The sequence below is a fragment of the Amycolatopsis sp. WAC 04169 genome, assembly GCF_003947535.1.
GTDB lineage: Bacteria > Actinomycetota > Actinomycetes > Mycobacteriales > Pseudonocardiaceae > Amycolatopsis > Amycolatopsis keratiniphila.
This window is the reverse complement of the sequence record NZ_QHJI01000003.1, coordinates 112,346-133,979: the sequence shown is the minus strand read 5'-3', so window position 1 is coordinate 133,979 and position 21,634 is coordinate 112,346. Positions and strand designations below refer to the sequence as shown.

At 68.0% G+C, this 21,634-nt stretch carries 22 protein-coding genes and 1 tRNA gene; 14 read left to right on the top strand and 9 right to left on the bottom strand.

Going from position 1 to position 21,634, the window contains the following annotated elements; translation table 11 throughout:
* Positions 1 to 92 precede the first annotated feature (92 nt).
* The 7 genes from DMC61_RS08800 to DMC61_RS08770 all read left to right on the top strand — a co-directional run bounded on the left by DMC61_RS08800 (position 93) and on the right by DMC61_RS08770 (position 6,117).
* The gene (locus DMC61_RS08800; RefSeq protein ID WP_125688324.1) at positions 93 to 2,003 is read left to right on the top strand and encodes an Hsp70 family protein; all 1,911 of its coding nucleotides are present in this window, start codon (positions 93 to 95) and stop codon (positions 2,001 to 2,003) included.
* Between the two features lie 46 nt (positions 2,004 to 2,049).
* Entirely contained in the window at positions 2,050 to 2,244 is a 195-nt protein-coding gene (locus DMC61_RS08795; RefSeq protein WP_016332706.1) for a DUF3046 domain-containing protein, read from the top strand.
* A gap of 207 nt (positions 2,245 to 2,451) precedes the next feature.
* The gene (recA, locus tag DMC61_RS08790) at positions 2,452 to 3,492 is read left to right on the top strand and encodes a recombinase RecA (protein ID WP_125688322.1); all 1,041 of its coding nucleotides are present in this window, start codon (positions 2,452 to 2,454) and stop codon (positions 3,490 to 3,492) included.
* Positions 3,493 to 3,571: 79 nt separating this feature from the next.
* Positions 3,572 to 4,099, top strand: coding sequence for a regulatory protein RecX (locus tag DMC61_RS08785; RefSeq protein ID WP_125688458.1), 528 nt, complete (start codon positions 3,572 to 3,574; stop codon positions 4,097 to 4,099).
* Between the two features lie 376 nt (positions 4,100 to 4,475).
* On the top strand, positions 4,476 to 5,099 hold the full coding sequence (locus DMC61_RS08780) for a glyoxalase (protein WP_125688320.1): 624 nt from the start codon (positions 4,476 to 4,478) through the stop codon (positions 5,097 to 5,099).
* Between the two features lie 50 nt (positions 5,100 to 5,149).
* The gene (locus DMC61_RS08775) at positions 5,150 to 5,590 is read left to right on the top strand and encodes an iron chaperone (RefSeq protein WP_125688318.1); all 441 of its coding nucleotides are present in this window, start codon (positions 5,150 to 5,152) and stop codon (positions 5,588 to 5,590) included.
* A gap of 89 nt (positions 5,591 to 5,679) precedes the next feature.
* Complete coding sequence (locus tag DMC61_RS08770; protein ID WP_125688316.1) at positions 5,680 to 6,117, top strand: GNAT family N-acetyltransferase; 438 nt, start codon at positions 5,680 to 5,682, stop codon at positions 6,115 to 6,117.
* Between the two features lie 45 nt (positions 6,118 to 6,162).
* Here the strand turns inward: DMC61_RS08770 and eda are convergent, their stop codons facing one another.
* A complete protein-coding gene (gene eda / locus DMC61_RS08765) occupies positions 6,163 to 6,783 on the bottom strand; it encodes a bifunctional 4-hydroxy-2-oxoglutarate aldolase/2-dehydro-3-deoxy-phosphogluconate aldolase (protein ID WP_016332712.1) in 621 nt (206 codons plus the stop codon).
* Positions 6,780 to 8,669: a phosphogluconate dehydratase gene (gene edd / locus DMC61_RS08760; RefSeq protein WP_125688314.1), complete on the bottom strand. Its 1,890-nt coding sequence runs from the start codon at positions 8,667 to 8,669 to the stop codon at positions 6,780 to 6,782. The genes eda and edd overlap by 4 nt, the downstream gene beginning before the upstream one ends.
* 264 nt (positions 8,670 to 8,933) lie before the next feature.
* On the opposite strand from edd, the gene DMC61_RS08755 reads away from it, so the two are divergent.
* The 5 genes from DMC61_RS08755 to DMC61_RS08735 all read left to right on the top strand — a co-directional run bounded on the left by DMC61_RS08755 (position 8,934) and on the right by DMC61_RS08735 (position 13,143).
* Positions 8,934 to 9,221, top strand: a complete 288-nt coding sequence (locus DMC61_RS08755) for a hypothetical protein (RefSeq protein ID WP_016332714.1) — start codon at positions 8,934 to 8,936, stop codon at positions 9,219 to 9,221.
* Positions 9,218 to 10,048, top strand: a complete 831-nt coding sequence (locus DMC61_RS08750; protein WP_125688312.1) for a hypothetical protein — start codon at positions 9,218 to 9,220, stop codon at positions 10,046 to 10,048. Before DMC61_RS08755 ends, DMC61_RS08750 begins: the two co-directional genes overlap by 4 nt.
* 51 nt (positions 10,049 to 10,099) lie before the next feature.
* Entirely contained in the window at positions 10,100 to 12,016 is a 1,917-nt protein-coding gene (locus DMC61_RS08745; protein WP_125688311.1) for a fumarate reductase/succinate dehydrogenase flavoprotein subunit, read from the top strand.
* Positions 12,013 to 12,765, top strand: coding sequence for a succinate dehydrogenase/fumarate reductase iron-sulfur subunit (locus tag DMC61_RS08740; RefSeq protein ID WP_005164720.1), 753 nt, complete (start codon positions 12,013 to 12,015; stop codon positions 12,763 to 12,765). Before DMC61_RS08745 ends, DMC61_RS08740 begins: the two co-directional genes overlap by 4 nt.
* Before the next feature lie 306 nt (positions 12,766 to 13,071).
* Positions 13,072 to 13,143 (top strand) — tRNA-Glu (locus DMC61_RS08735).
* A gap of 147 nt (positions 13,144 to 13,290) precedes the next feature.
* Here the strand turns inward: DMC61_RS08735 and DMC61_RS08730 are convergent.
* From DMC61_RS08730 to DMC61_RS08705, 6 genes are all read right to left on the bottom strand, one after another.
* Entirely contained in the window at positions 13,291 to 13,734 is a 444-nt protein-coding gene (locus DMC61_RS08730) for a class I SAM-dependent methyltransferase (protein ID WP_125688309.1), read from the bottom strand.
* 101 nt (positions 13,735 to 13,835) lie between these two features.
* On the bottom strand, positions 13,836 to 14,189 hold the full coding sequence (locus tag DMC61_RS08725) for a hypothetical protein (protein WP_125688307.1): 354 nt from the start codon (positions 14,187 to 14,189) through the stop codon (positions 13,836 to 13,838).
* 754 nt (positions 14,190 to 14,943) lie between these two features.
* Entirely contained in the window at positions 14,944 to 15,813 is an 870-nt protein-coding gene (locus DMC61_RS08720; RefSeq protein WP_125688304.1) for an amino acid ABC transporter permease, read from the bottom strand.
* Positions 15,810 to 16,457, bottom strand: a complete 648-nt coding sequence (locus DMC61_RS08715) for an amino acid ABC transporter permease (protein ID WP_072028053.1) — start codon at positions 16,455 to 16,457, stop codon at positions 15,810 to 15,812. Before DMC61_RS08715 ends, DMC61_RS08720 begins: the two co-directional genes overlap by 4 nt.
* A gap of 84 nt (positions 16,458 to 16,541) precedes the next feature.
* Positions 16,542 to 17,459: a glutamate ABC transporter substrate-binding protein gene (locus tag DMC61_RS08710; protein ID WP_125688302.1), complete on the bottom strand. Its 918-nt coding sequence runs from the start codon at positions 17,457 to 17,459 to the stop codon at positions 16,542 to 16,544.
* A 56-nt stretch (positions 17,460 to 17,515) separates the two neighbouring features.
* The gene (locus DMC61_RS08705; protein WP_007029281.1) at positions 17,516 to 18,244 is read right to left on the bottom strand and encodes an amino acid ABC transporter ATP-binding protein; all 729 of its coding nucleotides are present in this window, start codon (positions 18,242 to 18,244) and stop codon (positions 17,516 to 17,518) included.
* Between the two features lie 396 nt (positions 18,245 to 18,640).
* On the opposite strand from DMC61_RS08705, the gene DMC61_RS08700 reads away from it, so the two are divergent.
* Complete coding sequence (locus DMC61_RS08700; protein WP_125688300.1) at positions 18,641 to 19,330, top strand: response regulator transcription factor; 690 nt, start codon at positions 18,641 to 18,643, stop codon at positions 19,328 to 19,330.
* Between the two features lie 4 nt (positions 19,331 to 19,334).
* Positions 19,335 to 20,735 (top strand): HAMP domain-containing sensor histidine kinase, encoded by a 1,401-nt coding sequence (locus DMC61_RS08695; RefSeq protein WP_125688298.1) that lies wholly within the window; start codon positions 19,335 to 19,337, stop codon positions 20,733 to 20,735.
* Here the strand turns inward: DMC61_RS08695 and DMC61_RS08690 are convergent.
* Positions 20,721 to 21,632 carry a TAXI family TRAP transporter solute-binding subunit gene (locus tag DMC61_RS08690; RefSeq protein ID WP_125688296.1) on the bottom strand — a complete coding sequence of 304 codons (912 nt, stop codon included), beginning with the start codon at positions 21,630 to 21,632 and terminating at the stop codon, positions 20,721 to 20,723. The genes DMC61_RS08695 and DMC61_RS08690 overlap by 15 nt on opposite strands.
* Between the last annotated feature and the right edge of the window lie 2 nt (positions 21,633 to 21,634).

Here is a 21,634-nt window from a genome sequence, read left to right as displayed (position 1 = left end):
CGTGCGGTGACCTCGCTCATGGGAGCATCACGGCCAGCGCGGCCGGATCAGTACTGGGGCGGCCGCCGTTCGTCTGTGAAGGGGTATGAGCTGTGCGGATCCTGTCGGTGGACCTCGGGACGTCCAACACCGTGGCCGTCCTATCGGCGCACGGGAGGCCGCCGCGGGTGGTCGAGGTCGACGGTTCGGCCAACATGCCGTCCGCGGTGTTCGCCACCGAGGACGGCACGATCATGGTCGGCCGCGACGCCGAACGCCGGGCCCGGCTCGACCCGACCCGCTTCGAGCCCAACCCCAAACGCCGTATCGACGAGCAGACGCTCCTGCTGGGCACGGACGTCATCCCGGTCACCGAGGTGCTGGCCGCGATCCTGCGCCGCGTCCTCGACGAGACCACCCGCCAGCTCGGCGGCGAACTGCCCGACGAGGTCCGGCTCACCCACCCCGCGCAGTGGGGGCAGACCCGCCGCAACGTGCTGCTGTCCGCCGCCCGGCTCGCCGGGATGGGCGGCAACATCGTGCTCGTCCCCGAGCCGGTCGCCGCGGCCGCGCACTTCGCGTCGTTCCCCGGCAAGACGCTCGCGCCGGGCCAGGCGCTCGCCGTGTACGACCTCGGTGCAGGCACCTTCGACGTCGCGATCGTCGGCGCCACCCCGAACGGCGGCTTCACCGTCGTCGCCGAAGACGGCCTTCCCGACCTCGGTGGTCTCGACGTCGACCAGGCGCTGCTGGTGCACGTCGGCCGCGAGGTCTCGCACCGGGACCCTCAGCGCTGGCAGCGGGTCCTGCGGCCCGAGTCCACTCCGGACCGTCGTACGCGGCGCGCGCTGCAGGAAGACGTGAAGGCGGCGAAGGAAGCCCTTTCGCGGCACCCGCAGACCGAGGTCCCGATGCCGGAGCCGTTCGAGGACGTCCTCGTCACGCGAGGCGAACTCGAAGCGCTGGTGCGGCCGTCGATGCTGCGCAGTGTCGAGCTGATGTCGCGGGTGGTCCGCTCGGCCGGGATGACCCCGGACCGGCTCGCCGGTATCTACCTCGTCGGCGGTTCGAGCCGTCTCCCGCTGGTCGGCAGCCTGATCGCGGAGAAGCTCGGCGTCGTCCCCGGCAGCCTCGACCAGCCCGAGACCGCGGTCGCGCTCGGCGCCCAGCACGTCGCCTCCGACGGCATCAGCTCGCGTACGCAGGGCGTCGAAGGGCAGGTCGCGGCGGGCACCGGGGCGCATCAGGTCGGCCCCGGAGCGACGGGTCCGTACGCGCCGCCGCAGCAGGTCGCGTCGATCCCCGGCTATTCGGGCGGGGGCCCCGGCCAGTCCGGCGGTTTCCCCCAGTCGGGTTATCCGAACAGCGGCCCGCAGCCGGCGCAACAACCCGCGCCGACGAATTTCCCGACGTACTCCCTCGCCGGGCAGACCACCGCCGAGAAGGCGCCCGCGAGCAAGAAGAAGCCGCTCGTCATCGGCGCCATCGTGGCCGTCGTCGTGCTGCTCGCCGCCGGGCTCACGTTCTTCCTGACGTCCTCTTCGTCGACGACCTACACGGCCGACGAGTGCAAGGTGCCCGGCGCGGCCGACGACAAGGGCCTCACCGGCTGCCTTCGCCAGCTCGCGGGGAAGATCGCCGACACCGGGGACTGCAAACCCGGCATGGGCAACGGGCCGGCGAAACCGGCGGAAGACCTCGGCGTGACGTCGACCTGCTCCGCGCCGGGCCGTGCCGGCACCCAGGTGACCTATCTGCAGAGCGACTCGGCGGAGAAGCTCAAGGCCTACACCGACGGACTGCTCAAGTCGGCGGGCGGGGACCGCACCGAGGCCAAATGGGGCGGCAACGCGCTGGAAGGCCAGTACTCCTCGGCCGCCGGGCGGAACGCCGCCGTGCTGGTGTTCACCGTGACCGACCGGCCGCTGGTCGGCTTCATCTACCAGGTCCCGGCCGAAGGACAGACCCCGACGCCGGGTGAGCTGGCCGACTACTTCGAGAAGAGCGTCCAGCCGGGCGAGTAGCCCCTTCACGCGTTTCCCGTCGGGCGCCCGGGCTAGACTCCGCCCGATGCGTATCACGGTCTTCCGGCGGCTGATGGCCGACGAATTCGGTCCCGGACGTGCGGAAACCCTCTCCAGGGATCACGTCTTCGGCGAACTCGGGGGCCGGACCGTCGAACAGGCCCTCGACGCGGGAACCTCGGCCAAGGACGTCTGGCGAGCGGTCTGCGACGCCTTCGAGATCCCGCCCGAGCGGCGCTGACCTCGAAGAACGGGCAAGAACCCGAGCGCAACGGCGTGTCGGCGACGGCCTCGAACACACGTTCGTCTATGGTGTTGTCCACAACGGGGTCAGCGATCCACAGCTTGGGCGCGAGGCCTGGAATTGTCGGTGGTCGCCCGTAGCGTCGGACCCGACAGCTCAGAACTGAATCAAGCCCTACCCGGCTCAACCAACGAGGTGGACTCCATGGCACCAGCAGCACCCGACAAGGACAAGGCGCTCGAACTGGCCCTCGCCCAGATCGACAAGCAGTACGGCAAGGGCTCGGTCATGCGCCTCGGCGAAGAGGGCCGCGCGCCGATCGAGGTCATCCCCACCGGCGCCATCGCGCTCGACGTCGCGCTCGGGATCGGCGGCCTGCCCCGCGGCCGGGTCATCGAGGTCTACGGTCCGGAGTCCTCCGGTAAGACCACCGTCGCCCTGCACGCGGTCGCCAACGCGCAGAAGAACGGCGGCATCGCCGCGTTCATCGACGCGGAGCACGCGCTGGACCCGGAGTACGCCAAGAAGCTCGGCGTCGACACCGACGCGCTGCTGGTCTCCCAGCCGGACACCGGTGAGCAGGCGCTCGAGATCGCGGACATGCTGATCCGTTCCGGCGCGCTCGACATCCTGGTCATCGACTCGGTCGCCGCGCTCGTGCCGCGCGCCGAGATCGAGGGCGAGATGGGTGACAACCACGTCGGTCTGCAGGCCCGCCTGATGAGCCAGGCGCTGCGGAAGATGACCGGTGCGATGAACAACTCCGGCACCACCGCGATCTTCATCAACCAGCTGCGCGAGAAGATCGGCGTCATGTTCGGCTCCCCGGAGACCACGACCGGTGGTAAGGCGCTGAAGTTCTACGCGTCGGTCCGCCTGGACGTCCGCCGGATCGAGACGCTGAAGGACGGCGGCGAGCCCGTCGGCAACCGCACCCGCGTCAAGGTCGTGAAGAACAAGGTCGCGCCGCCCTTCAAGCAGGCCGAGTTCGACATCCTCTACGGCAAGGGTGTCTCCCGCGAGGGTTCGTTGATCGACATGGGTGTCGACCAGGGCATCCTGCGCAAGTCCGGCGCCTGGTACACCTACGAGGGCGACCAGCTGGGCCAGGGCAAGGAGAACGCCCGCAAGTTCCTGCTGGACAACCCGGACATCGCCAACGAGATCGAGAAGCGCATCAAGGAGAAGCTCGGCATCGGTGCCGCCGTCGGCGGCGAAGCCGCCCCCGCGCCGGTCGACTTCTGAGTTCCTCACCGCCCCGCCAGGGGTGAAGTCACCGATCGACCGTTTCGACTGGAGTGAGAGCTGAATGCGTGCGCCCAAAGTGGATCCGGCGGAGCTGCCGCCGGACGAGCGGAGGAAGAAGGCCAAGGAGATCTGCTTCGATCTCCTGGCCGCGCGCCCGCGTTCCACGGAGGAACTGCGTCAGGCCCTCAAGCGCAAGGGCTTCGACGAGGAGACGATCGAGACCCTGCTCGGTAAGCTGGACAAGGCAGGGCTCATCAACGACGCCGAGTTCGCCGAGATGTGGGTGCGTTCCCGTCATGCCAACATGGGCCTGGCACGGACCGCCCTCGTAGCCGAACTCAAACGCAAAGGAATCGATGGGGATATCGCCGTCCAGGCCGCCGAAGAGGTGGATCGAGAGGCAGAGGAGCAGCGCGCCCGAGAGCTGGTACGGAAGCGCATGCGCTCCTTGGGCAACGTCGACGAGCAGACGGCGATCCGCCGCCTGCTGGGCTTCCTCGCCCGCAAGGGCTATCCCCAAGGGCTGGCCTACACCGTGATCCGCGACGAACTCCGCGAGTTCGGCACCGAGTCGGCACTGCTGGACGACGCCACCCTCGACTGAGCTTCCTCACCTGAGCCGCTCGCCGGCCGTGCAGGCTTCCTTGCCCGCGCGGCCGGCGTTTCGCGTTCCCGGGCAGTTTCGCGTGACCAGAGGGACGACACACGTGAGCAGACGGACGACACGCGTGTCCAGGCGGACGCCTCGGGGCTACGCGCGTGTCGTCCGTCCAGTCACGTGTGTCGTCCGCCTGATCACACGCGCCGTCCGCTCAGTCACGCGAAAGTGCCGCCTGGGCGCACCGCCCTGCCGCCACGGCAGCCTGGGCCGAGTGCCCCGAACGACCCGGATCGCCCTCCGGCAGGCCGCTGAACAGCACCGATACGACCGATCAGGAATCGAGAAGCACCGGAAGCCCACCCGAAATAGCGTTACCGGCATGAACTTCATCGACGCCATCACCCTCGAAGTGGCCGACACCGAGGCCGCCGAACGCTTCTACACCACCGCCTTCGGGCTCGGCTCGGAACTGCGCTTCCGGGCGTCGCAGGAGCCGTCCACCGGCTTCCGCGGCTACACCCTTTCCCTCACGGTTTCCCAGCCCGCCAACGCCGACGCGCTCATCGAGGCCGCCGTCGCCACCGGGGCGACCGTGATCAAGCCCGCCGCGAAGTCGATGTGGGGCTACGGCGGAACCGTCCAGGCTCCGGACGGCGCGATCTGGAAGATCGCCACCTCGGCGAAGAAGAACACCGCGCCGGCCTCCCGCGAGATCGACGACATCGTCCTCCTGCTGGGCGTCGCCGATGTGGCCGCGAGCAAGAAGTTCTACGTCGAGCACGGGCTCACCGTCGGGAAGAGCTTCGGCCGCGTGTACGTCGAGTTCGACGCCGGTAGCAGCCCCGTGAAGCTGGCGTTGTACAAGCGCAAGTCGCTGGCGAAGGACGCCGGCGTGGCTCCCGAGGGCACCGGCTCGCACCGCCTCGCGATCTGTGGCGCCGCCCCGTTCACCGATCCGGACGGCTTCGCCTGGGAGACCTCGGCGCTCGCCGCCAAGTCCTGATGTGCCACTTCCGGATGCCCCCGCTCGCCGCCTACCTTGGAGAAACCACGATGAGCACCACGTACGAAGGATTCACGGCCGAAGAGAAGGCCGCGATGAAGGAACACGCCCAGGACATGAAGAAGGCCGCGCGCCGCGGCTCGGCCGCCGACAAGGCCGCGGCGGCCGAGCAGGACGTGGTCGCGAAGATCGCCGAGATGCCCGATGAGGACCGTGTGCTGGCCGAGCTGGTCCACGACGTCGTGAAGACCAACGCGCCGATGCTCGCGCCGAAGCTCTGGTACGGCCAGCCCGCCTACGCGCTGGACGGCAAGATCGTCTGCTTCTTCCAGGCGGCGGCCAAGTTCAAGACGCGGTACGCGACGCTCGGCTTCAACGAGGCCGCCCAGCTCGACGACGGCGCGATGTGGGCGACGGCCTTCGCGCTGACCGGAGCCACCCCCGCGGTGAAGAAGCGCGTCGCCGCTTTGGTGGAGCAAGCCGTCAGCTGACCGGAGTGGCAGCCCGCTTTACCGCGTGAGTGGCCACACGCGGGACGGCGGAGAAACCCTAGGCTCGGGTGATCACCGGGAGGACGGACATGATCACCATCGAGCCCTTGAAGCCCGAAGACCGCGAAGCCTGGGAACGACTGTTCCGCGCGTACATCGCCTTCTACGAACGTGTTGCGCCGCAAGAGGTCTACGACCGAGCCTGGCGTGAATTCCGGACGGGGGAGCGGATGCACGCGCTCGGTGCCCACGTGGGCGGCGAGCTCGCCGGGATCGTGCACTTCCTGGTGCACCCCAGCACTTCCGCCCTCACCGATGTCTGCTACCTGCAAGATCTGTTCACCGCGCCGGAAGCCCGCGGCAAGGGGGTCGCGCGGGCGCTGATCGAGGCCGTCGCGGACTGGGCCCACACCCGCGAATGCGGCAGGGTCTACTGGCACACCAAGGAATCCAACGCGACCGCGCGCCGCCTGTACGACCGGGTCGCGGTCAACCGGGGCTTCATCCAGTACCAGCTCCCGCTCTGAAAGCAGTGAAGGCCACCTCCGCGAAGGTGGCCTTCACAACACGGATCAGAGCTTCGAAGCCTCCGCCGCGAAGGCTTCGATCTTCCCGAAGTCCTTGGCGGCCAAGGCATCCTTCGGCGTCAGCCACGAACCGCCGATGCAGCCCACATTGGACAGTGCGAGATAGTCCGGCGCGGTCTTCACGGTGATCCCGCCGGTCGGGCAGAACTTCAGCCCGGGCAGCGGCCCGCCGATCGACTTCAGGTACGCCACGCCGCCGCTGGCCTCGGCGGGGAAGAACTTCAGCGCGGTCAGCCCGCGTTCGGCCAGCCGCATCGCCTCCGAAACCGTGCTCGCACCCGGGAGGAACGGGAGGCCGGTGTCGAACGCGGCGTCCAGCACGGCGTCCGTGCAGCCCGGGGTCACCAGGAACTTCGCGCCGGCGTCAGCCGCCTGCTTGGCGTGCTCGGGCGCCGTGACGGTCCCGGCGCCGATGACGATCTCCGGGACCTCCGCGGCGATCCGCTCGATGGAGGCGAGTGCCGCCGGGGTGCGCAGGGTCAGCTCGATCACGCCGATCCCGCCCGCGAGCAGGGCCCGTGCGGTGGGCACGGCGTCGGCGGCGTCGTCGAGCACGACGACGGGCATCACGGGGGACAGGCCGAGCAGGTCGGCGCCGGTGGTCACTGGGTTACCTCCACAGGGGTCAACGTGTGCGCCGGAGCGCCGAAGTGTTCCGGCGTGAGCGGTCCGAACACGCTCGCGCCCTGATCGGCGGGGCCGACCGCGCGGCGCAGCGCCGCGAACAGCTCCCGGCCGGTGCCGGTCCAGGATGCCTCCGAAGGCGGGGAGTCCACCAGTTCACGGCGGGCGAGTTCTTCGTCACCCACGAGGACGTCGAGCGTCCCGGCCTTGGCGTCGAGGCGGACGACGTCACCGTCGGCGATCCGCGCGATCGGGCCTCCCGCAGCGGCTTCCGGGGTCACCTGGATCGCCGCGGGGATCTTGCCGGACGCGCCCGACATCCGGCCGTCGGTGAGCAACGCCACCTGGTGCCCGCGGTCCATCAGCACTCCCAGCGCCGGGGTGAGCCCGTGCAGTTCCGGCATGCCGTTGGCCTGGGGACCCTGCTGGCGGATGACCACGACGACGTCGCGGTCCAGTTCGCCGGCCTCGAAAGCGTCCTTGAAGGACTTCTGGTCGGTGAACACCCGCGCCGGGGCCTGCACGATCCGGTGTTCCGGCGCCACCGCCGACACCTTGATCACCGCGCGGCCGAGGTTGCCCGCGACCATCCGCAGCCCGCCGTCGGCGGCGAACGGCCGCCACACGGGGCGCAGGACGTCCTCGTCGAGGCTGCGCGTGGGGACGTCACGCCAGACCAGCTCGCCCTCGGAGAGGATCGGCTCCTGCCGGTAGCGGTGCAGGCCCGGACCGGCGACGGTCTGGACGTCCTCGTGCAGCAGACCGGCGTCGAGCAGCGTGCCGACCAGGAATTGGATGCCGCCGGCGGCGTGGAAGTGGTTGATGTCCGCGCTGCCGTTCGGGTACACGCGGGCCAGCAGCGGGATCACCGAAGACAGATCGGAGAAGTCGTCCCAGGTCAGCTGGATACCCGCGGCCGCGGCGATCGCGACGAGGTGCATCGTGTGGTTGGTCGAGCCGCCCGTGGCGAGCAGCGCGATGACACCGTTGACGACGGCCTTCTCGTCGATCACGCGCGAGACCGGGGTGTACTCCTCGCCGCGCGAGAGCTTCACGACGCGACGTCCGGCCTCTTCGGTGAGCACCCGCCGCAGCGGCGAGTTCGGCTGCACGAAGCTGGCGCCCGGCAGGTGCAGGCCCATCACCTCGACGACCATCTGGTTCGAGTTGGCGGTGCCGTAGAAGGTGCACGTTCCCGCCGAGTGGTACGAAGCCGCTTCGGCGTCCAGCAGGTCTTCGCGGGTCGCCTTGCCCTCGGCGTAGAGCTGGCGCACGCGCGCCTTCTCCTTGTTCGGCAGGCCGGAGTTCATCGGCCCGGCGGGCACGAGGATCGCCGGGAGGTGCCCGAACGACAGTGCCCCGATCAGCAGGCCGGGCACGATCTTGTCGCAGACGCCGAGCAGCAGCGCCGCGTCGAACATGTCGTGGGACAGCGCGATCGCGGTCGACATCGCGATCACCTCGCGGCTGAACAGCGACAGCTCCATGCCCGGGCGGCCCTGGGTGACGCCGTCGCACATCGCGGGCACGCCGCCGGCGAACTGGGCGACGCCGCCCGCCTGGCGGACCGAGCCCTTCAGCATCGCGGGGTACTCCTGCATCGGCTGGTGCGCCGAAAGCATGTCGTTGTAGGACGAGACGATCGCGACGCCCGGTGCCCGCGCGGCGCGCAGTGCCGCCTTGTCGGCACCCTCCATCGCGGCGAAGCCGTGGGCGAGGTTGCTGCAGTCGAGGCCGCGCCGCACCGGCCCTTCTTCGTGGGCGGCGGCGACGCGCTCGAGATACGCGGCCCGGGTTTCGGCACTGCGGGCGGCGATGCGCTCGGTGACTTCGGCGATGATGGGGTGGACGTTCGGGGCGGTGCTCATTGTCCGGCTCCGGATCACTGGTCGTGGTGGTCCGCGGGACGGCAACGCTGACGTCGCTGGGTCGTGACAGTGGCCACAGTAGCTCAGGGGAAAGCCCGAATCAAAATCGATACAGAAGATCGACTCGCGTGACCTCCGTCACGCTCCTGGGTTCTACTGTGCTACTTGTCACATTGCACAACGCGCGGCAGAGTCGGGTTGGCGAGGAATCGCTTGCCCTCGACGGCTCAAGCGGCCAACCGAACCGACCATCGGGAGGTACCGATGTCCACCACAGAGATCGCCGAGCTTCGGCGAGCCATCGGTCAGTTGAGGCAGTGCGTCGGCGCGCTGCGGTCCCGATACGGCGACGCCTCGGCGGTACGGCGCCTGGCGAACGACGTCGAGCGGCTCGACATCGACGCGACCGACCTCGACACGACCCCGAACGCGGTGCCCGCCCAGGCGAAGGCCGCCGATCGGGTCCAAGTTCCCGATACGCCCTACGATCCGGCGCTCTGGCAAGGCGCCGATGACGAAGGCGTCGGCGGCTACAAGCGCGACCAGCGGTGAGCGCCCCCGCCGGCAAAGAGGCCGGACGGGGTACGGGGGTCCGCGCGCCGTCGCGGGCCCTCATCGTCGAGAAAACGCTGCGCACCGACCGATGGTGGCTGTCCCCGCTGCTGACCGTCCTCGGCCTCTCCGCCTTCATCATCTACGCGACGATCAGGTCCTTCGTGCGCACCGCGTACTGGGTGCCCGAGTACCACTACCTGACGCCGTTCTATTCGCCCTGCGTCTCGGAATCCTGCGTCGAAGGCTCCCGGCATTTCGGGGCCTGGTTCGGCGAACTGCCGGGCTTCATCCCGCTCGGCTTCCTGGTCCTGCCGTTCCTGCTGGGCTTCCGGCTGACCTGCTACTACTACCGCAAGGCCTACTACCGGGCCGTCTGGTTCTCGCCGCCCGCCTGCGCGGTCGCCGAGCCGCACGCGAAGTACACCGGGGAGACCCGGCTGCCGCTGATCATCCAGAACGCCCACCGCTACTTCTTCTACGTGGCCGTGGTCGTCTCGCTGGTCAACACCTACGACGCGATCACCGCGTTCCACGGCAAGACCGGCGGATTCGGTTTCGGGCTCGGCAACATCGTGCTGCTCGGCAACGTGATCCTGTTGTGGGCGTACACGTTGTCGTGCCATTCGTGCCGTCACGTGACCGGTGGCAGGCTCAAGCATTTCTCCAAACATCCGGTCCGCTACTGGATCTGGACCCAGGTGACGAAGCTCAACACCCGCCACATGGCGCTGGCGTGGACGACGCTCGGCACGCTCGTGCTGACCGATCTCTACGTGATGCTCGTGGCGAGCGGTGCCATTTCGGATCTGCGGTTCATCAACTAGCGGCGCGGGAATCTCCCGTCCCCGGCGACAAGCTTTGAGGTGGCTCTTTTCATGACCGAGGTCGAACGGCTCAGCTACGACGTGGTGGTGATCGGTGCCGGCGGTGCCGGCCTCCGCGCGGTCATCGAAGCCCGTGAACGCGGCTTCAGCGTCGCGGTGGTGTGCAAATCGCTCTTCGGCAAGGCGCATACCGTGATGGCCGAAGGCGGCTGCGCGGCGTCGATGGGCAACGCGAACTCGAACGACAACTGGCAGGTGCACTTCCGCGACACCATGCGTGGCGGGAAGTTCCTCAACAACTGGCGGATGGCCGAACTCCACGCGAGGGAGGCGCCGGACCGGGTCTGGGAACTGGAGACCTACGGCGCGCTGTTCGACCGCACCGCCGACGGCCGGATCAGCCAGCGCAACTTCGGCGGGCACACGTATCCGCGGCTCGCGCACGTCGGCGACCGGACCGGGCTCGAACTGATCCGCACGATGCAGCAGAAAATCGTTTCGCTGCAACAAGAGGACTTCAAGGAGACCGGTGACTACGAGGCGAGGATCAAGGTCTTCGCCGAGTGCACGATCACCGAGCTGCTGACCGAGGACGGCCGGATCTCCGGCGCCTTCGGGTATTGGCGGGAGAGCGGCCGGTTCATCCTGTTCGAGGCGCCGGCGGTGGTGCTGGCCACCGGCGGCATCGGGAAATCCTTCAAGGTCACCTCGAACTCGTGGGAGTACACCGGCGACGGGCACGCGCTGGCGCTGCGGGCCGGGGCGAAGCTCATCAACATGGAGTTCGTCCAGTTCCACCCGACCGGCATGGTCTGGCCGCCGAGTGTGAAGGGGATCCTGGTCACCGAAGGCGTCCGCGGTGACGGCGGGGTCCTCAAGAACACCGAGGACAAGCGGTTCATGTTCGAGTACGTGCCCGAGGTCTTCAAGGGGCAGTACGCGGACAGCGAGGAAGAAGCCGACCGCTGGTACACCGACGCCGACAACAACCGGCGCACCCCGGATCTATTGCCGCGCGACGAGGTGGCGCGCGCGATCAACTCGGAGGTCAAGGCGGGCCGCGGATCGCCGCACGGCGGGGTCTTCCTCGACATCGCCAGCAGGCTGCCCGCGGAGGAGATCCGCAAGCGGCTGCCGTCGATGTACCACCAGTTCAAGGAACTCGCCGACGTCGACATCACGAAGGAACCGATGGAGGTCGGCCCCACCTGTCACTACGTGATGGGCGGGATCGAGGTCGACCCGGACACCGCGTCGTCGAGCGTGCCGGGGCTGTTCGCCGCCGGCGAGTGCTCGGGCGGGATGCACGGCTCGAACCGGCTGGGCGGCAACTCGCTGTCGGACCTGCTCGTCTTCGGCCGCCGCGCGGGCCTCGGCGCCGCGTCCTACGTCGCGGAGCTGAAGGATCGCCCGAAGGTCAGTCAGTCCGATGTGGACGCCGCCGCGGCGATGGCGCTCGCGCCGTTCGACCCGCCGGGTGACGGCGTCGAGGAGAACCCGTACAGCCTGCACACCGAGTTGCAGCAGTCGATGAACGATCTGGTCGGCATCATCCGCAAGGCGGAGGAGATCGAGCGGGCGCTGGAGAAGCTCGGCGAGCTGCGCGAGCGGATCAAGCGGGTCACCGTCGAAGGGCACCGGCAGTTCAACCCCGGCTGGCATCTCGCCGTCGACCTGCGGAACATGCTGATGGTCAGCGAATGCGTCGCCAGGGCCGCGCTGATGCGGACCGAAAGCCGGGGCGGGCACACCCGCGACGATCACCCGGGCATGGATTCCCAGTGGCGCAACAAACTCCTGGTCTGCTCGGCCACGCCGGGCGACAACCCGGTGGTGCCGGAGATCGGCATCGAGGTCAAGGCCCAGGTCCCGTTGCGGCAGGACCTGCTGGAGCTGTTCGAACTGTCCGAGCTGGGGAAGTACTACACCGACGAAGAACTGGCTTCGCACCCCGGGAGTCCGGCATGAGCTACAAGGCGAGTTTCCGGGTCTGGCGCGGCGACGCCGATTCGGGTGAGCTGCAGGACTACAGCGTCGAGGTCAACGAGGGCGAGGTCGTCCTCGACATCATCCACCGGTTGCAGGCCACCCAGGCCTCGGATCTGGCGGTGCGGTGGAACTGCAAGGCGGGCAAATGCGGCTCGTGCTCGGCGGAGATCAACGGCAAACCGCGGTTGCTGTGCATGACGCGGATGTCGACCTTCACCGAGGACGAGGTCATCACCGTGACGCCGATGCGGACGTTCCCGGTGATCCGCGACCTGGTGACCGACGTGTCGTTCAACTACACCAAGGCCCGTGAGATCCCGTCGTTCACGCCGCCCCCGGAGCTGAAGCCGGGGGAGTACCGGATGCAGCAGGTGGACGTCGAGCGCTCGCAGGAGTTCCGCAAGTGCATCGAGTGCTTCCTGTGCCAGAACACCTGCCACGTGGTGCGTGACCACGAGGAGAACAAGGAGGCCTTCGCCGGGCCTCGGTACCTGATGCGGATCGCCGAACTCGAAATGCACCCCCTCGACGTCGCCGACCGGCGGGACGAGGCGCAGGAGGAGCACGGTCTCGGGTACTGCAACATCACCAAGTGCTGCTCGGACGTGTGCCCGGAGGGCATCCACATCACCGACAACGCGCTGATCCCGATGAAGGAACGCGTCGCCGACCGGAAGTACGACCCCATCGTGTGGCTGGGGAACAAGCTTTTCCGGCGGGACAAGTAGGCACCTCTCGTGAGTGGTAAGGACGGTTCTAACCGTCCTTACCACTCACGAGCTAAATCGGTTGCCGCCGCTCCCGTGCCTGACGCACACTTACCGCACACCGACCGAGGAGGACGCATGACGCAGTACCGTTTCCTTGGTATGGAGGAAAAACACGGCTCCACGCCGCCGTCCTGACCGGACGCCGCGTACGTGGAGCCGCCCTTCGGGAAACCGAACCGGGCGGCTTTTTTCTTTGCGGTGACCCTGAATTCTGGAACGAAGCAGTCCGGTGCGCGATGCGTGCCGGACTGTGTTCCAGGCCAAGGCGCGTTGGTCCAGCGGAAGGGATACCGGGTTTTCACCCCGGTGACGTGGGTTCGACTCCCACACGCGCTACGCCCCGGCACGGCGGGGAAACCTGTTCCGTCGTACCGGTGCGGCGGTGTGGGGTCCGTGTGTCCCATACCGCCAGACGCGCACGGTCCGGCGACCGGCCGGGATTCATAGCCCCGGCCAGCCTGGCTCGACACCAGGGTGCGCGACTCAGCCCGTCTTGCGGGCGCTGTGCACGTCGCCGCTCTCGTGGCGGTGCAGGACGAGGTCCTGGAAACCGTTGTCCCGCAGTCCTTCTTCCAGGTTGAGCCCGTTCGTGGCGACGACCACCAGCAGTCCGCCCGTCACCAGGCTCGCGGCGACGCGACCGAGATGGGCGGGGGAGTCCAGGAAAGCCAGCACGATGTCGAAGGCGCCCATCACCGGCAGCCGGGCTAGCTGGTGGACCTCGTAGGAGATCCCGACGGGGTCACGTTCCTCTTCGCGTTGGGCGGCCGCGATCAAGGCCTGGTCGGCGTCGACGCCGACGACACGGCGCGCGCCCTCTCGTCGCAGGAGGCGCGGATAGCGGCCATCGCCGCACCCGACGACCAGGACCGCCCTGCCCGCCAGGTCCGGCAGCGCTTCGAGCAGCGTCGCGACCTGGTCTGCCATACGGCCGACGCTAGCCGAGCGGCTGCTGTCCCGACAGGACCAAGAGGCCTATCTCGCGTCGAGGTCCTGCCGGGCAGAATCGGGCGAGCCGCTGCTGCGGTCTACTTGAACTTGTACTGGGGCTCAGGAGTGGCTTGGACCACCGAGGTGCCGACCGGACAAACCGCATTGGAGTAGTAGCTGGAGGAGTAGGTCTCGTAGTTCCCGAAAACTACCGCCCCGTTGCTGCACTTCGCTTGAGTTATGTAACCGGCGCTGTCACTTGGCCCGGAGTCGCATTTGAAGCTGGCGACACGCGGGTAGCTGTGGTCGTAGCAAACCTGGCCCTTGTATACGAATTCCACGGTCGCGGGGCTAGGGTTTTCCGAGGCGAAGGCGGATCCGGTGGCGACTGTTGCGCCTGTTGCGAGGGCAAGCATCGTCGCGGCTACGAGAATCCTCTTTGTCGAGGTCATGGTCTCCCCTGATGTCGATATGGCACGATGCGAGTGCGCATTTATATGTGATGCCGACAATGGCATTGAATGAATGGTCGAGCGATCCCTTGTGTGATTTCGGATTTGCTCGATGGATCAACGCTAGCTCTAATTCGTGGTGCTGCCAAGATGATCGTCATGGTTCACGCGTGTGGAGTAAGCGGGCGGATCCAGTGGTCTTCCTTGCAGGTGGAAGCGTTGACGGAGTGATCATCCGGATGGAGGTATGGGTGGATCCGCCGGATGCTGTACTAGTTGAACAACTTCCGTAATTCGGGCGCTGAGGGGAGAGTCTTGTGATGTCTAAATCGTTCGGCACCGCATTGGCGACAATGGCGATGATCGCGGCCAGTGTTATTTCGGCGCCGATGGCGGATGCTTCTGCGGAAACGTTGCTCTGGTCCTGTGGTTCATCGTGGAATCCGTATGACCCAGAGCAAGGTGGTGGCGCGGCATGGTCGTCGTGTTCGTCGGATGCGCCCGCGTCTCTGAGACATCGCGTAGGTATCTGGTGCAACGGTAGTGGTCCCTGGTGGGGCGGATGGACCACAAAGGATCGCCTTTCGACGACTTATTGTTCCGGCGGAGAGCGTGCGACGAATTCCGCGGTGGATTTCTACTACTGATCCGAATTCGGTGATGCGGTACTGCCGCATCCTCGGCGAAGCGCGAGCACAGCAAGAGGCCCCGTCGCGCACTGCGCGGCGGGGCCTCTTCCGGATTTCTGGACGGATCAGGCGGAGGCTGCGGCTCCCAGTCCGGTCTCCTCGGCCTTCTTCTCGTCGAGGTCGATGTGCTTCTTGCTGCGCCGGTTGCGCTTCTCCAGGTACGTCGCCAGCGCCGTCAACAGCAGGCACAGACAGATGTAGATACCGGTCGCGACCAGCGTCGACGGCACGATCGGCCGCCCGAACTCGCCCTGCGTGCCGATGTAACGCGCGTAGTACAGCAGTTCCTGGAACGTGATGATGAAGCCCAGCGCGGTGTCCTTCAGGAGCACCACCAGCTGACTGATGATGGTCGGCAGCATCGCCCGGATCGCCTGCGGCAACAGGACGGTGAACATCACCTGGGTCTTGCGCATGCCCAGGGCGTACGCCGCCTCCGCCTGGCCCTTCGGCAGGGCCTGGATGCCTGCGCGGAAGACCTCCGCGAGCACCGAGCCGTTGTACAGGGTGAGACCGAAGACCACGCCGAGGAACGGTGTCATCGGGACGCCGACGGCAGGAAGCCCGAAGTAGAACAGGAACATCAGGATCAGCGCGGGGATCGCGCGGAAGAACTCCACGATCGCCCCGGAGATACGCCGGATCCAAACGTGGTCGGAGAGTCGTCCGGCCGCGAAGACCGCACCGAAGATCAACGCGAGAACCGCTGCCGTCGCGAACGCGCGGAGCGTTTCCAGCACCGCGTTCAGCAGGTCGATCTGGACCTGCTGGTACTGCAGCCATTCCCACTTACGCGCGTCGAACTGGCCCGTGTCGTAGAACCGGTAGACGACGAAGGCGATGAACGCGGCGATGGCGAGGACACCGACGACCGCGTAGATGCGGTGGCGCATCCGCGCCTTGGGGCCGGGGACGTCGAACAGGACACTGCTCATCGGGCCACGCTCCAGCGCTTCTCCAGGCTCCGCTGGATGAGAGAAAGTACGGCGACGAGGATGATGAAGCCCAGGGCGACCCACAGCAGGCCGATCAACTGGTTGTCACCCCGCTCCGAGAGGTAGGACCGGATCGCGCCGGCCTCGGCGACCGAGAAGCCGGCGGCGATCGTGGTGTTCTTCAGCAACGCGATCAGGGTGCTGATCATCGGCGGCGCCACGGAGCGCAGCGCTTGAGGCAGGACGATCTGGCCGAGGATCTGACCGAATGTCAGTCCGAGCGCGCGTCCGGCTTCGGCCTGGCCGACCGGGACCGTGTTGATACCCGACCGGACGACCTCGCAGATGAACGCCGAGGTGTACACGATCAGCGCGACGACCGCGGCGGTGAAGAAGCTGAGCTTGACGATGTCCAGCAACGGGTACGCGAACACGAAGAACGCGAACACCAGCGTCAGCGGGGTGTTGCGGATGAGGGTCACATAGGTGGTTCCCGCTGCGCGGAACGCCAGGACCGGACTCACCCGCAGCATCGCCAGGATCGTGCCGAGGATCAGGCTGCCGACCGCCGACCAGAGGAACAGTTCGATCGTGGTGAGGAAGAACGGACCGTAGAGATCCAGGTTGTCGAGCAGGACGTTCATGGAGCCTTTCCCCGCTGCCGTCGACTGGAGGTGGGTGTGGAGCGGCCGGTGAACCCGTCACGGGTCCACCGGCCGCTGGTTACATCAGTACTTCTGCAGAGTGGGCTTCTGCGCCGCCGAACCCGACTTGCCGAGGGTGGCGTCGTAGATCTTCTGCCAGGTGCCGTCGTCCAGCGCCTTCTGCAGGGTGTCGTTGATCTTGTCGCGAAGGACCTTGTCGTCCTTCTTCAGACCGATGCCGTACGGCTCCTTCGAGAAGGTCTTGCCGACGACCTTGAAGCTGTCGGAGTCCTCCGAAGCGAAGCCCTTCAGGATCGCGTCGTCGGTGGTGACCGCGTCGACCTCCTTGGTGCTGAGCTTCTCGACGCACTGCGAGTACTTCTGGAACTCGACGATGTTGCCGGGCTCGGTCAGGTTCTGCTCGCGGACGCGCTGAATCGGGGTCGAGCCGGTGACCGAGCAGACCTTCTTGCCCTTCAAGGTCTCCGGGCCGGTGATCGCCGTCTCGTCCTTGCGCACCAGCAGGTCCTGGCCGGCCTCGAAGTACGGGCCGGCGAAGGAGATCTGCGCCTTGCGCTTGTCGTTGATCGTGTAGGTGCCGACGTAGTAGTCGACGTCGCCGTTCACGATGGCCTGCTCACGGGCACCCGAGTCGACCGTCTTGAAGGTGATCTTGTCTTCGCCGAAGCCGAGGCTCGCGGCGACGAGCTTCGCGATTTCGATGTCGAAACCGGTGAACTTGCCGCTCGTCGGGTCCTTCTTGCCGAGTCCCGGCTGGTCGTCCTTGGCGCCCAGGGTCAGCTTGCCCGCGGCCTTGATCTTCGCGAAGACCGGGGAGCCCGCGAGGTCGACGTTCGACGCCACCGTGTACTGGGGCAGCTGTGCGCCCGCGTTCGCGCCTTCGGAGCTGCCGCCCGGCGAGCTCGGCGTGCCTTCCTTGCCACAAGCGGTCAGTGCGAGACTGCCGACGAGCAGACCCACCGCAAGGGTGCGGATCCTCATGTGAACCTCTCCTGTTTCTTCCGTCGATGCGGCACGAGCCCGCGCCGCGGAAACGCTTAGTGGGTCAGGATCTTGCCGAGGAAGTCCTTGGCGCGATCCGTCTTCGGCTTGGTGAAGAAGTCGTCCGGGGTGGAATCCTCGACGATCTCGCCGTCGGACATGAACACCACCCGGTTCGCCGCGCGCCGCGCGAAGCCCATCTCGTGGGTGACGACGAGCATCGTCATCCCGTCCTTGGCGAGCGTGGTCATCACGTCGAGGACCTCCTGGACCATCTCCGGGTCCAGCGCCGAGGTCGGCTCGTCGAACAGCATCACCTTGGGGCGCATGGCCAGCGCGCGGGCGATCGCCACCCGCTGCTGCTGCCCGCCGGAGAGCTGGGCGGGGTACTTGTCGGCCTGGTTGGCGATGCCGACACGTTCGAGCAGGTCCATCGCGGTCTTGCGGGCCTCGGCCGAGTTGACCTTGCGGACCTTCATCGGCGCGAGCATGACGTTCTCGACGATCGTCTTGTGCGCGAACAGGTTGAACGACTGGAACACCATGCCGACGTCGGCGCGCAGCGCGGCCAGCGCCTTCCCCTCGGCGGGCAGCGGAACGCCGTCCACCGCGATCTCACCCGAGTTGATGGGTTCCAGCCGGTTGATCGCCCGGCACAGCGTCGACTTGCCAGACCCGGACGGCCCGAGCACGACCACGACCTGCCCACGCGGCACCTCGAGGTTGATCTCCTTGAGCACGTGCAGGTCGCCGAAGTACTTGTTCACGGCGGCCGCCTTGATCATCGGCGCCGCCACCTCCGCGGTCATCTGGCCTCCAGGAGCGTTCGTTTGCAGGGGACTGCGGGGTCAGGCACCACGCGATGGCGGAAACCTACTCCCGTCGGACCGCTTGTAAAGACGGCTTGACCAATACTTAGGGTTTCAAGTCCGTATCGTTCTCAAGCCACCGGACGGCCCCGGTCCACCTCCGTCCGGCGCTGATCAGCCTAGACAAGGCGGGGGTATCCCGTAACCGGGGTCACACGAGATCTGTGACGCATCGTGACCATTACCGCTCGCGACGGATCCCTCACTGGGCCGGACGGCCCACCGGTACGGGCAGCGCGAGGGGTGACTCACCCCATAGAGTCGTTCTTCACCTCGTCGCGGTGCGGGGACGGCGTGAAAGGGAAGACACGGGTGCGGGTACTGCTGGTGGAGGACGACGACCGGGTCGCGGGCGCCTTGACGCCCGCGCTGACCCGGCGCGGCCTGACGATCAAACGCCTGGCCTCCGGCGCCGGGGTGCTCGATCTGGTGCACGAGGTGGACGTCGTGCTGCTCGACCTGGGGCTCCCCGATATCGACGGGATCGTGCTGTGCCGCCGGATCCGCGCGGTCAGCGACGTCGCGGTGATCGTCGTTTCGGCGCGGGGCGAGGTCGACGACCGGATCCAGGGGCTGCGGTCCGGCGCCGACGACTATCTGGTGAAGCCCTACGACGTCGACGAACTGGTCGCCCGCGTCGAGGCCGTGCGCCGTCGCCGCGGGGAGCGGCCTCCCGCGCCCGAGCCGGCGGGTGTCATCCGGGCGGGTGATGTCTCGGTCGATATCGGGCGGCATGAGGTGCAGGTCGACGGGCAGCCGGTTTCGTTGTCCCGCAAGGAATTCCAGGTGCTCGCGCTGGTGGTCACCGCCCGCGGCGCGGTCTGTGCCCGCGACCACGTGCTGAACGAGGTCTGGGGGCATCGCGGCCCGGCGGAGAGCCGCTCGCTCGACGTCCACGTCGCCACCCTTCGGACCAAACTGGGCAGGCCCGCGCTGATCGAGACGGTCCGCGGCGTCGGGTACCGCCTCGGCGGCGCCTACGCCCCGGCCGAGGAGGGCTGAGCCGGTGCGCGTCCGGCTCCAGGCGATCGTGCTGACGCTGGTCGCGGCGCTCGTGTTCGGCCTCGGCATCCCGCTCTCGCTCAGCGTGGCGGCCAGCGCGCAGCTCGACCTCTTCCTCGACCGGCTCACCGACACCTCCCGGTTCGCGTCGCTGGCCCAGCGCCCGCTGGTGGAGAACCGCCCGGATCTGATCGAGGACGAGCTCCGCCGCTACACCGAGGTGTACGGGGTGCCGGTGGCGATCGTCGACCAGGACGGCGAATCCGTCGCCAGGGGGCCGGGGGAGACGGACGGGATCGACCTCAAGGACCCCGTCATCGCCTCGCATCTGCAGCAGGCGCTGGCCGGCCGGCGTTCGGAACCCGGGCCGCTGCTGATGCCGTGGGCCACCGAGCCGCTGGTGCTGGCCGAGCCGATCCTGATCGACGGCGAGGTGCGGGGCGCGGTGATCACCGTGTCCTCGACGGACAAGGCGCGTACCGAACTGCTGTGGTGGTGGCTGCTCATCGCGGCGGGCGGGGTGCCGGTGTTCGGCCTCGCGCTGCTGGTCGCGGTGCCGGTGGTGCGCTGGATCCTGCGCCCGGTCCGGCGGCTCGACGACGCCACCGGCGAGCTGGTCGCCGCCGTGGTCAGCGGCCGCGAGGTCAAACGGGTGGGGGAGACGGGCGGCCCGCCGGAACTGCGGCAGCTCGAACGCTCCTTCGACCGGATGGCCGCCAGCGTCGACGAGGCGCTGTCGGCGCAGCGCGCGTTCGTCGCCGACGCTTCCCACCAGCTGCGGAACCCGTTGACCGCGTTGAAGATCCGGCTCGGCAACCTCGACGGGCACGTCGACGACGACCTGGCCGCGGCGGATCTCGAAGCCGCCCTCGTCGACGCGCGACGGCTCAACCAGATCCTCGACGAGCTCCTTTCGCTGGCCAGGGCCGAGTCCTCGGGCGGCGAACTGGTGCCGGTCGGCCTCGACGAGACGGTGGGCGCCCGGGTCGCCGGCTGGACCGTCGTCGGCGCGGCGCGCGACATCACGCTGGTCGCGTCCGGGCTGGGCGGCGGGCTGAGGGTGCTCGCGCCCGCGCGCGGCCTCGAAGTGGTCCTCGACGCCCTCCTGGACAACGCGCTCAAATTCACCGAACCGGGGACCGAGGTGCGGGTCGACGTCACGACCGCGGACGGGAAGGTGGACATCGCCGTCCGCGACCACGGCCCCGGCCTGCGCGACGACGAACTGGACCGCGCGGCGGACCGGTTCTGGCGCAGCACCGCGCATCAGAACGTGCCCGGCTCCGGCCTCGGCCTGGCGATCGTCACCGAGATCCTGGCCCGATCGGACGGTTCGCTGCGGCTCGGTTCACCCGAAGGCGGCGGCCTTCAGGTGACCGTGACCCTGCCTCTAATCCTTGATTGACCTGAAGTAACGCAGCGCCCCAGGGTGCAGCGGCAGGGGAGCGGTCTCGATGGCGGGATGGACGTCGATCGACAACGCCGCCCCGGCGGCCTTGACCAGCTGATCGCGCGCGTCGAACAGCCCGCGCACCAGCGCCTCGGCGACGTCGTCGCGCATCGACGTGGGCACCACCAGGAAGTTCGGCAGCACCAGCGTCGTCACCGGCGACGGCAGGTTGTAGGCGGTCACCGGGATGGTCGCGGTCCGGTACACCGGGCTGGTGGCCCGCAGCGCGTCCGCGAGGTCGGTGATGTCGAGCAGCCGCAGGCCGACCGTGTGCACCTTCTCGGTGATCGACGGCGTCGGCAGGCCACCCGACCAGATGACGGCGTCGATCTGCCGGTTCTCCAGCGCGGGCAGCGCCTCGGGAAGGCCCAGGTTGCGCCGGTCGATCGCGCCGGTCAGCCCGGACGCCTTCAGCAACTGCTTCGACAGGAACTCGACCCCCGAGTCCGGCGAGCCGATCGCGACCTTGTGGCCGCGCAACTGCGCGAACGACTTGATCGACGAGTCGGCGCGCACGATGACGTGCAGGTAGTCGTCGTGCACCCGGGCCAGCGCGGCCAGCCCGGCGGTGTCGTCGGCGGCCACGTCGGCCGCCACGAACGCGACGTCCGCCTTCCCCGCCCGCACCCGTCCGACGTTGTCTGGCGAGCCCTGGGTCTCCTGGATCACGGGCCGCTCGGTGTCCAGTTGCGCGGCCCACGCGTCGGCCAGCGCCTCGGCCAGTTTGTCGTAGACGCCCCCGTTGAGGCCGGCCGCGATCCGCACCTTCGTCCCGGACAGATCCGGCCCGCACCCCGCGACCAGGGCACAGACCACGGCGATCACCGCCGCCAGCACCCCTGGTCTCCTCATGA

Coding starts and splice junctions, on each gene's coding strand:
- DMC61_RS08770 (WP_125688316.1), top strand. CDS start 5,680: ATGATCACCATCGAGCCCTTGAAGCCCGAAGACCGCGAAGCCTGGGAA.
- DMC61_RS08740 (WP_005164720.1), top strand. CDS start 12,013: ATGAGCTACAAGGCGAGTTTCCGGGTCTGGCGCGGCGACGCCGATTCG.
- DMC61_RS08755 (WP_016332714.1), top strand. CDS start 8,934: ATGTCCACCACAGAGATCGCCGAGCTTCGGCGAGCCATCGGTCAGTTG.
- recA (WP_125688322.1), top strand. CDS start 2,452: ATGGCACCAGCAGCACCCGACAAGGACAAGGCGCTCGAACTGGCCCTC.
- DMC61_RS08780 (WP_125688320.1), top strand. CDS start 4,476: ATGAACTTCATCGACGCCATCACCCTCGAAGTGGCCGACACCGAGGCC.
- edd (WP_125688314.1), bottom strand. CDS start 8,669: ATGAGCACCGCCCCGAACGTCCACCCCATCATCGCCGAAGTCACCGAG.
- DMC61_RS08690 (WP_125688296.1), bottom strand. CDS start 21,632: ATGAGGAGACCAGGGGTGCTGGCGGCGGTGATCGCCGTGGTCTGTGCC.
- DMC61_RS08715 (WP_072028053.1), bottom strand. CDS start 16,457: ATGAACGTCCTGCTCGACAACCTGGATCTCTACGGTCCGTTCTTCCTC.
- DMC61_RS08795 (WP_016332706.1), top strand. CDS start 2,050: ATGCGTATCACGGTCTTCCGGCGGCTGATGGCCGACGAATTCGGTCCC.
- DMC61_RS08710 (WP_125688302.1), bottom strand. CDS start 17,459: ATGAGGATCCGCACCCTTGCGGTGGGTCTGCTCGTCGGCAGTCTCGCA.
- DMC61_RS08775 (WP_125688318.1), top strand. CDS start 5,150: ATGAGCACCACGTACGAAGGATTCACGGCCGAAGAGAAGGCCGCGATG.
- DMC61_RS08720 (WP_125688304.1), bottom strand. CDS start 15,813: ATGAGCAGTGTCCTGTTCGACGTCCCCGGCCCCAAGGCGCGGATGCGC.
- DMC61_RS08730 (WP_125688309.1), bottom strand. CDS start 13,734: ATGGCAGACCAGGTCGCGACGCTGCTCGAAGCGCTGCCGGACCTGGCG.
- DMC61_RS08705 (WP_007029281.1), bottom strand. CDS start 18,244: ATGATCAAGGCGGCCGCCGTGAACAAGTACTTCGGCGACCTGCACGTG.
- DMC61_RS08745 (WP_125688311.1), top strand. CDS start 10,100: ATGACCGAGGTCGAACGGCTCAGCTACGACGTGGTGGTGATCGGTGCC.
- DMC61_RS08725 (WP_125688307.1), bottom strand. CDS start 14,189: ATGACCTCGACAAAGAGGATTCTCGTAGCCGCGACGATGCTTGCCCTC.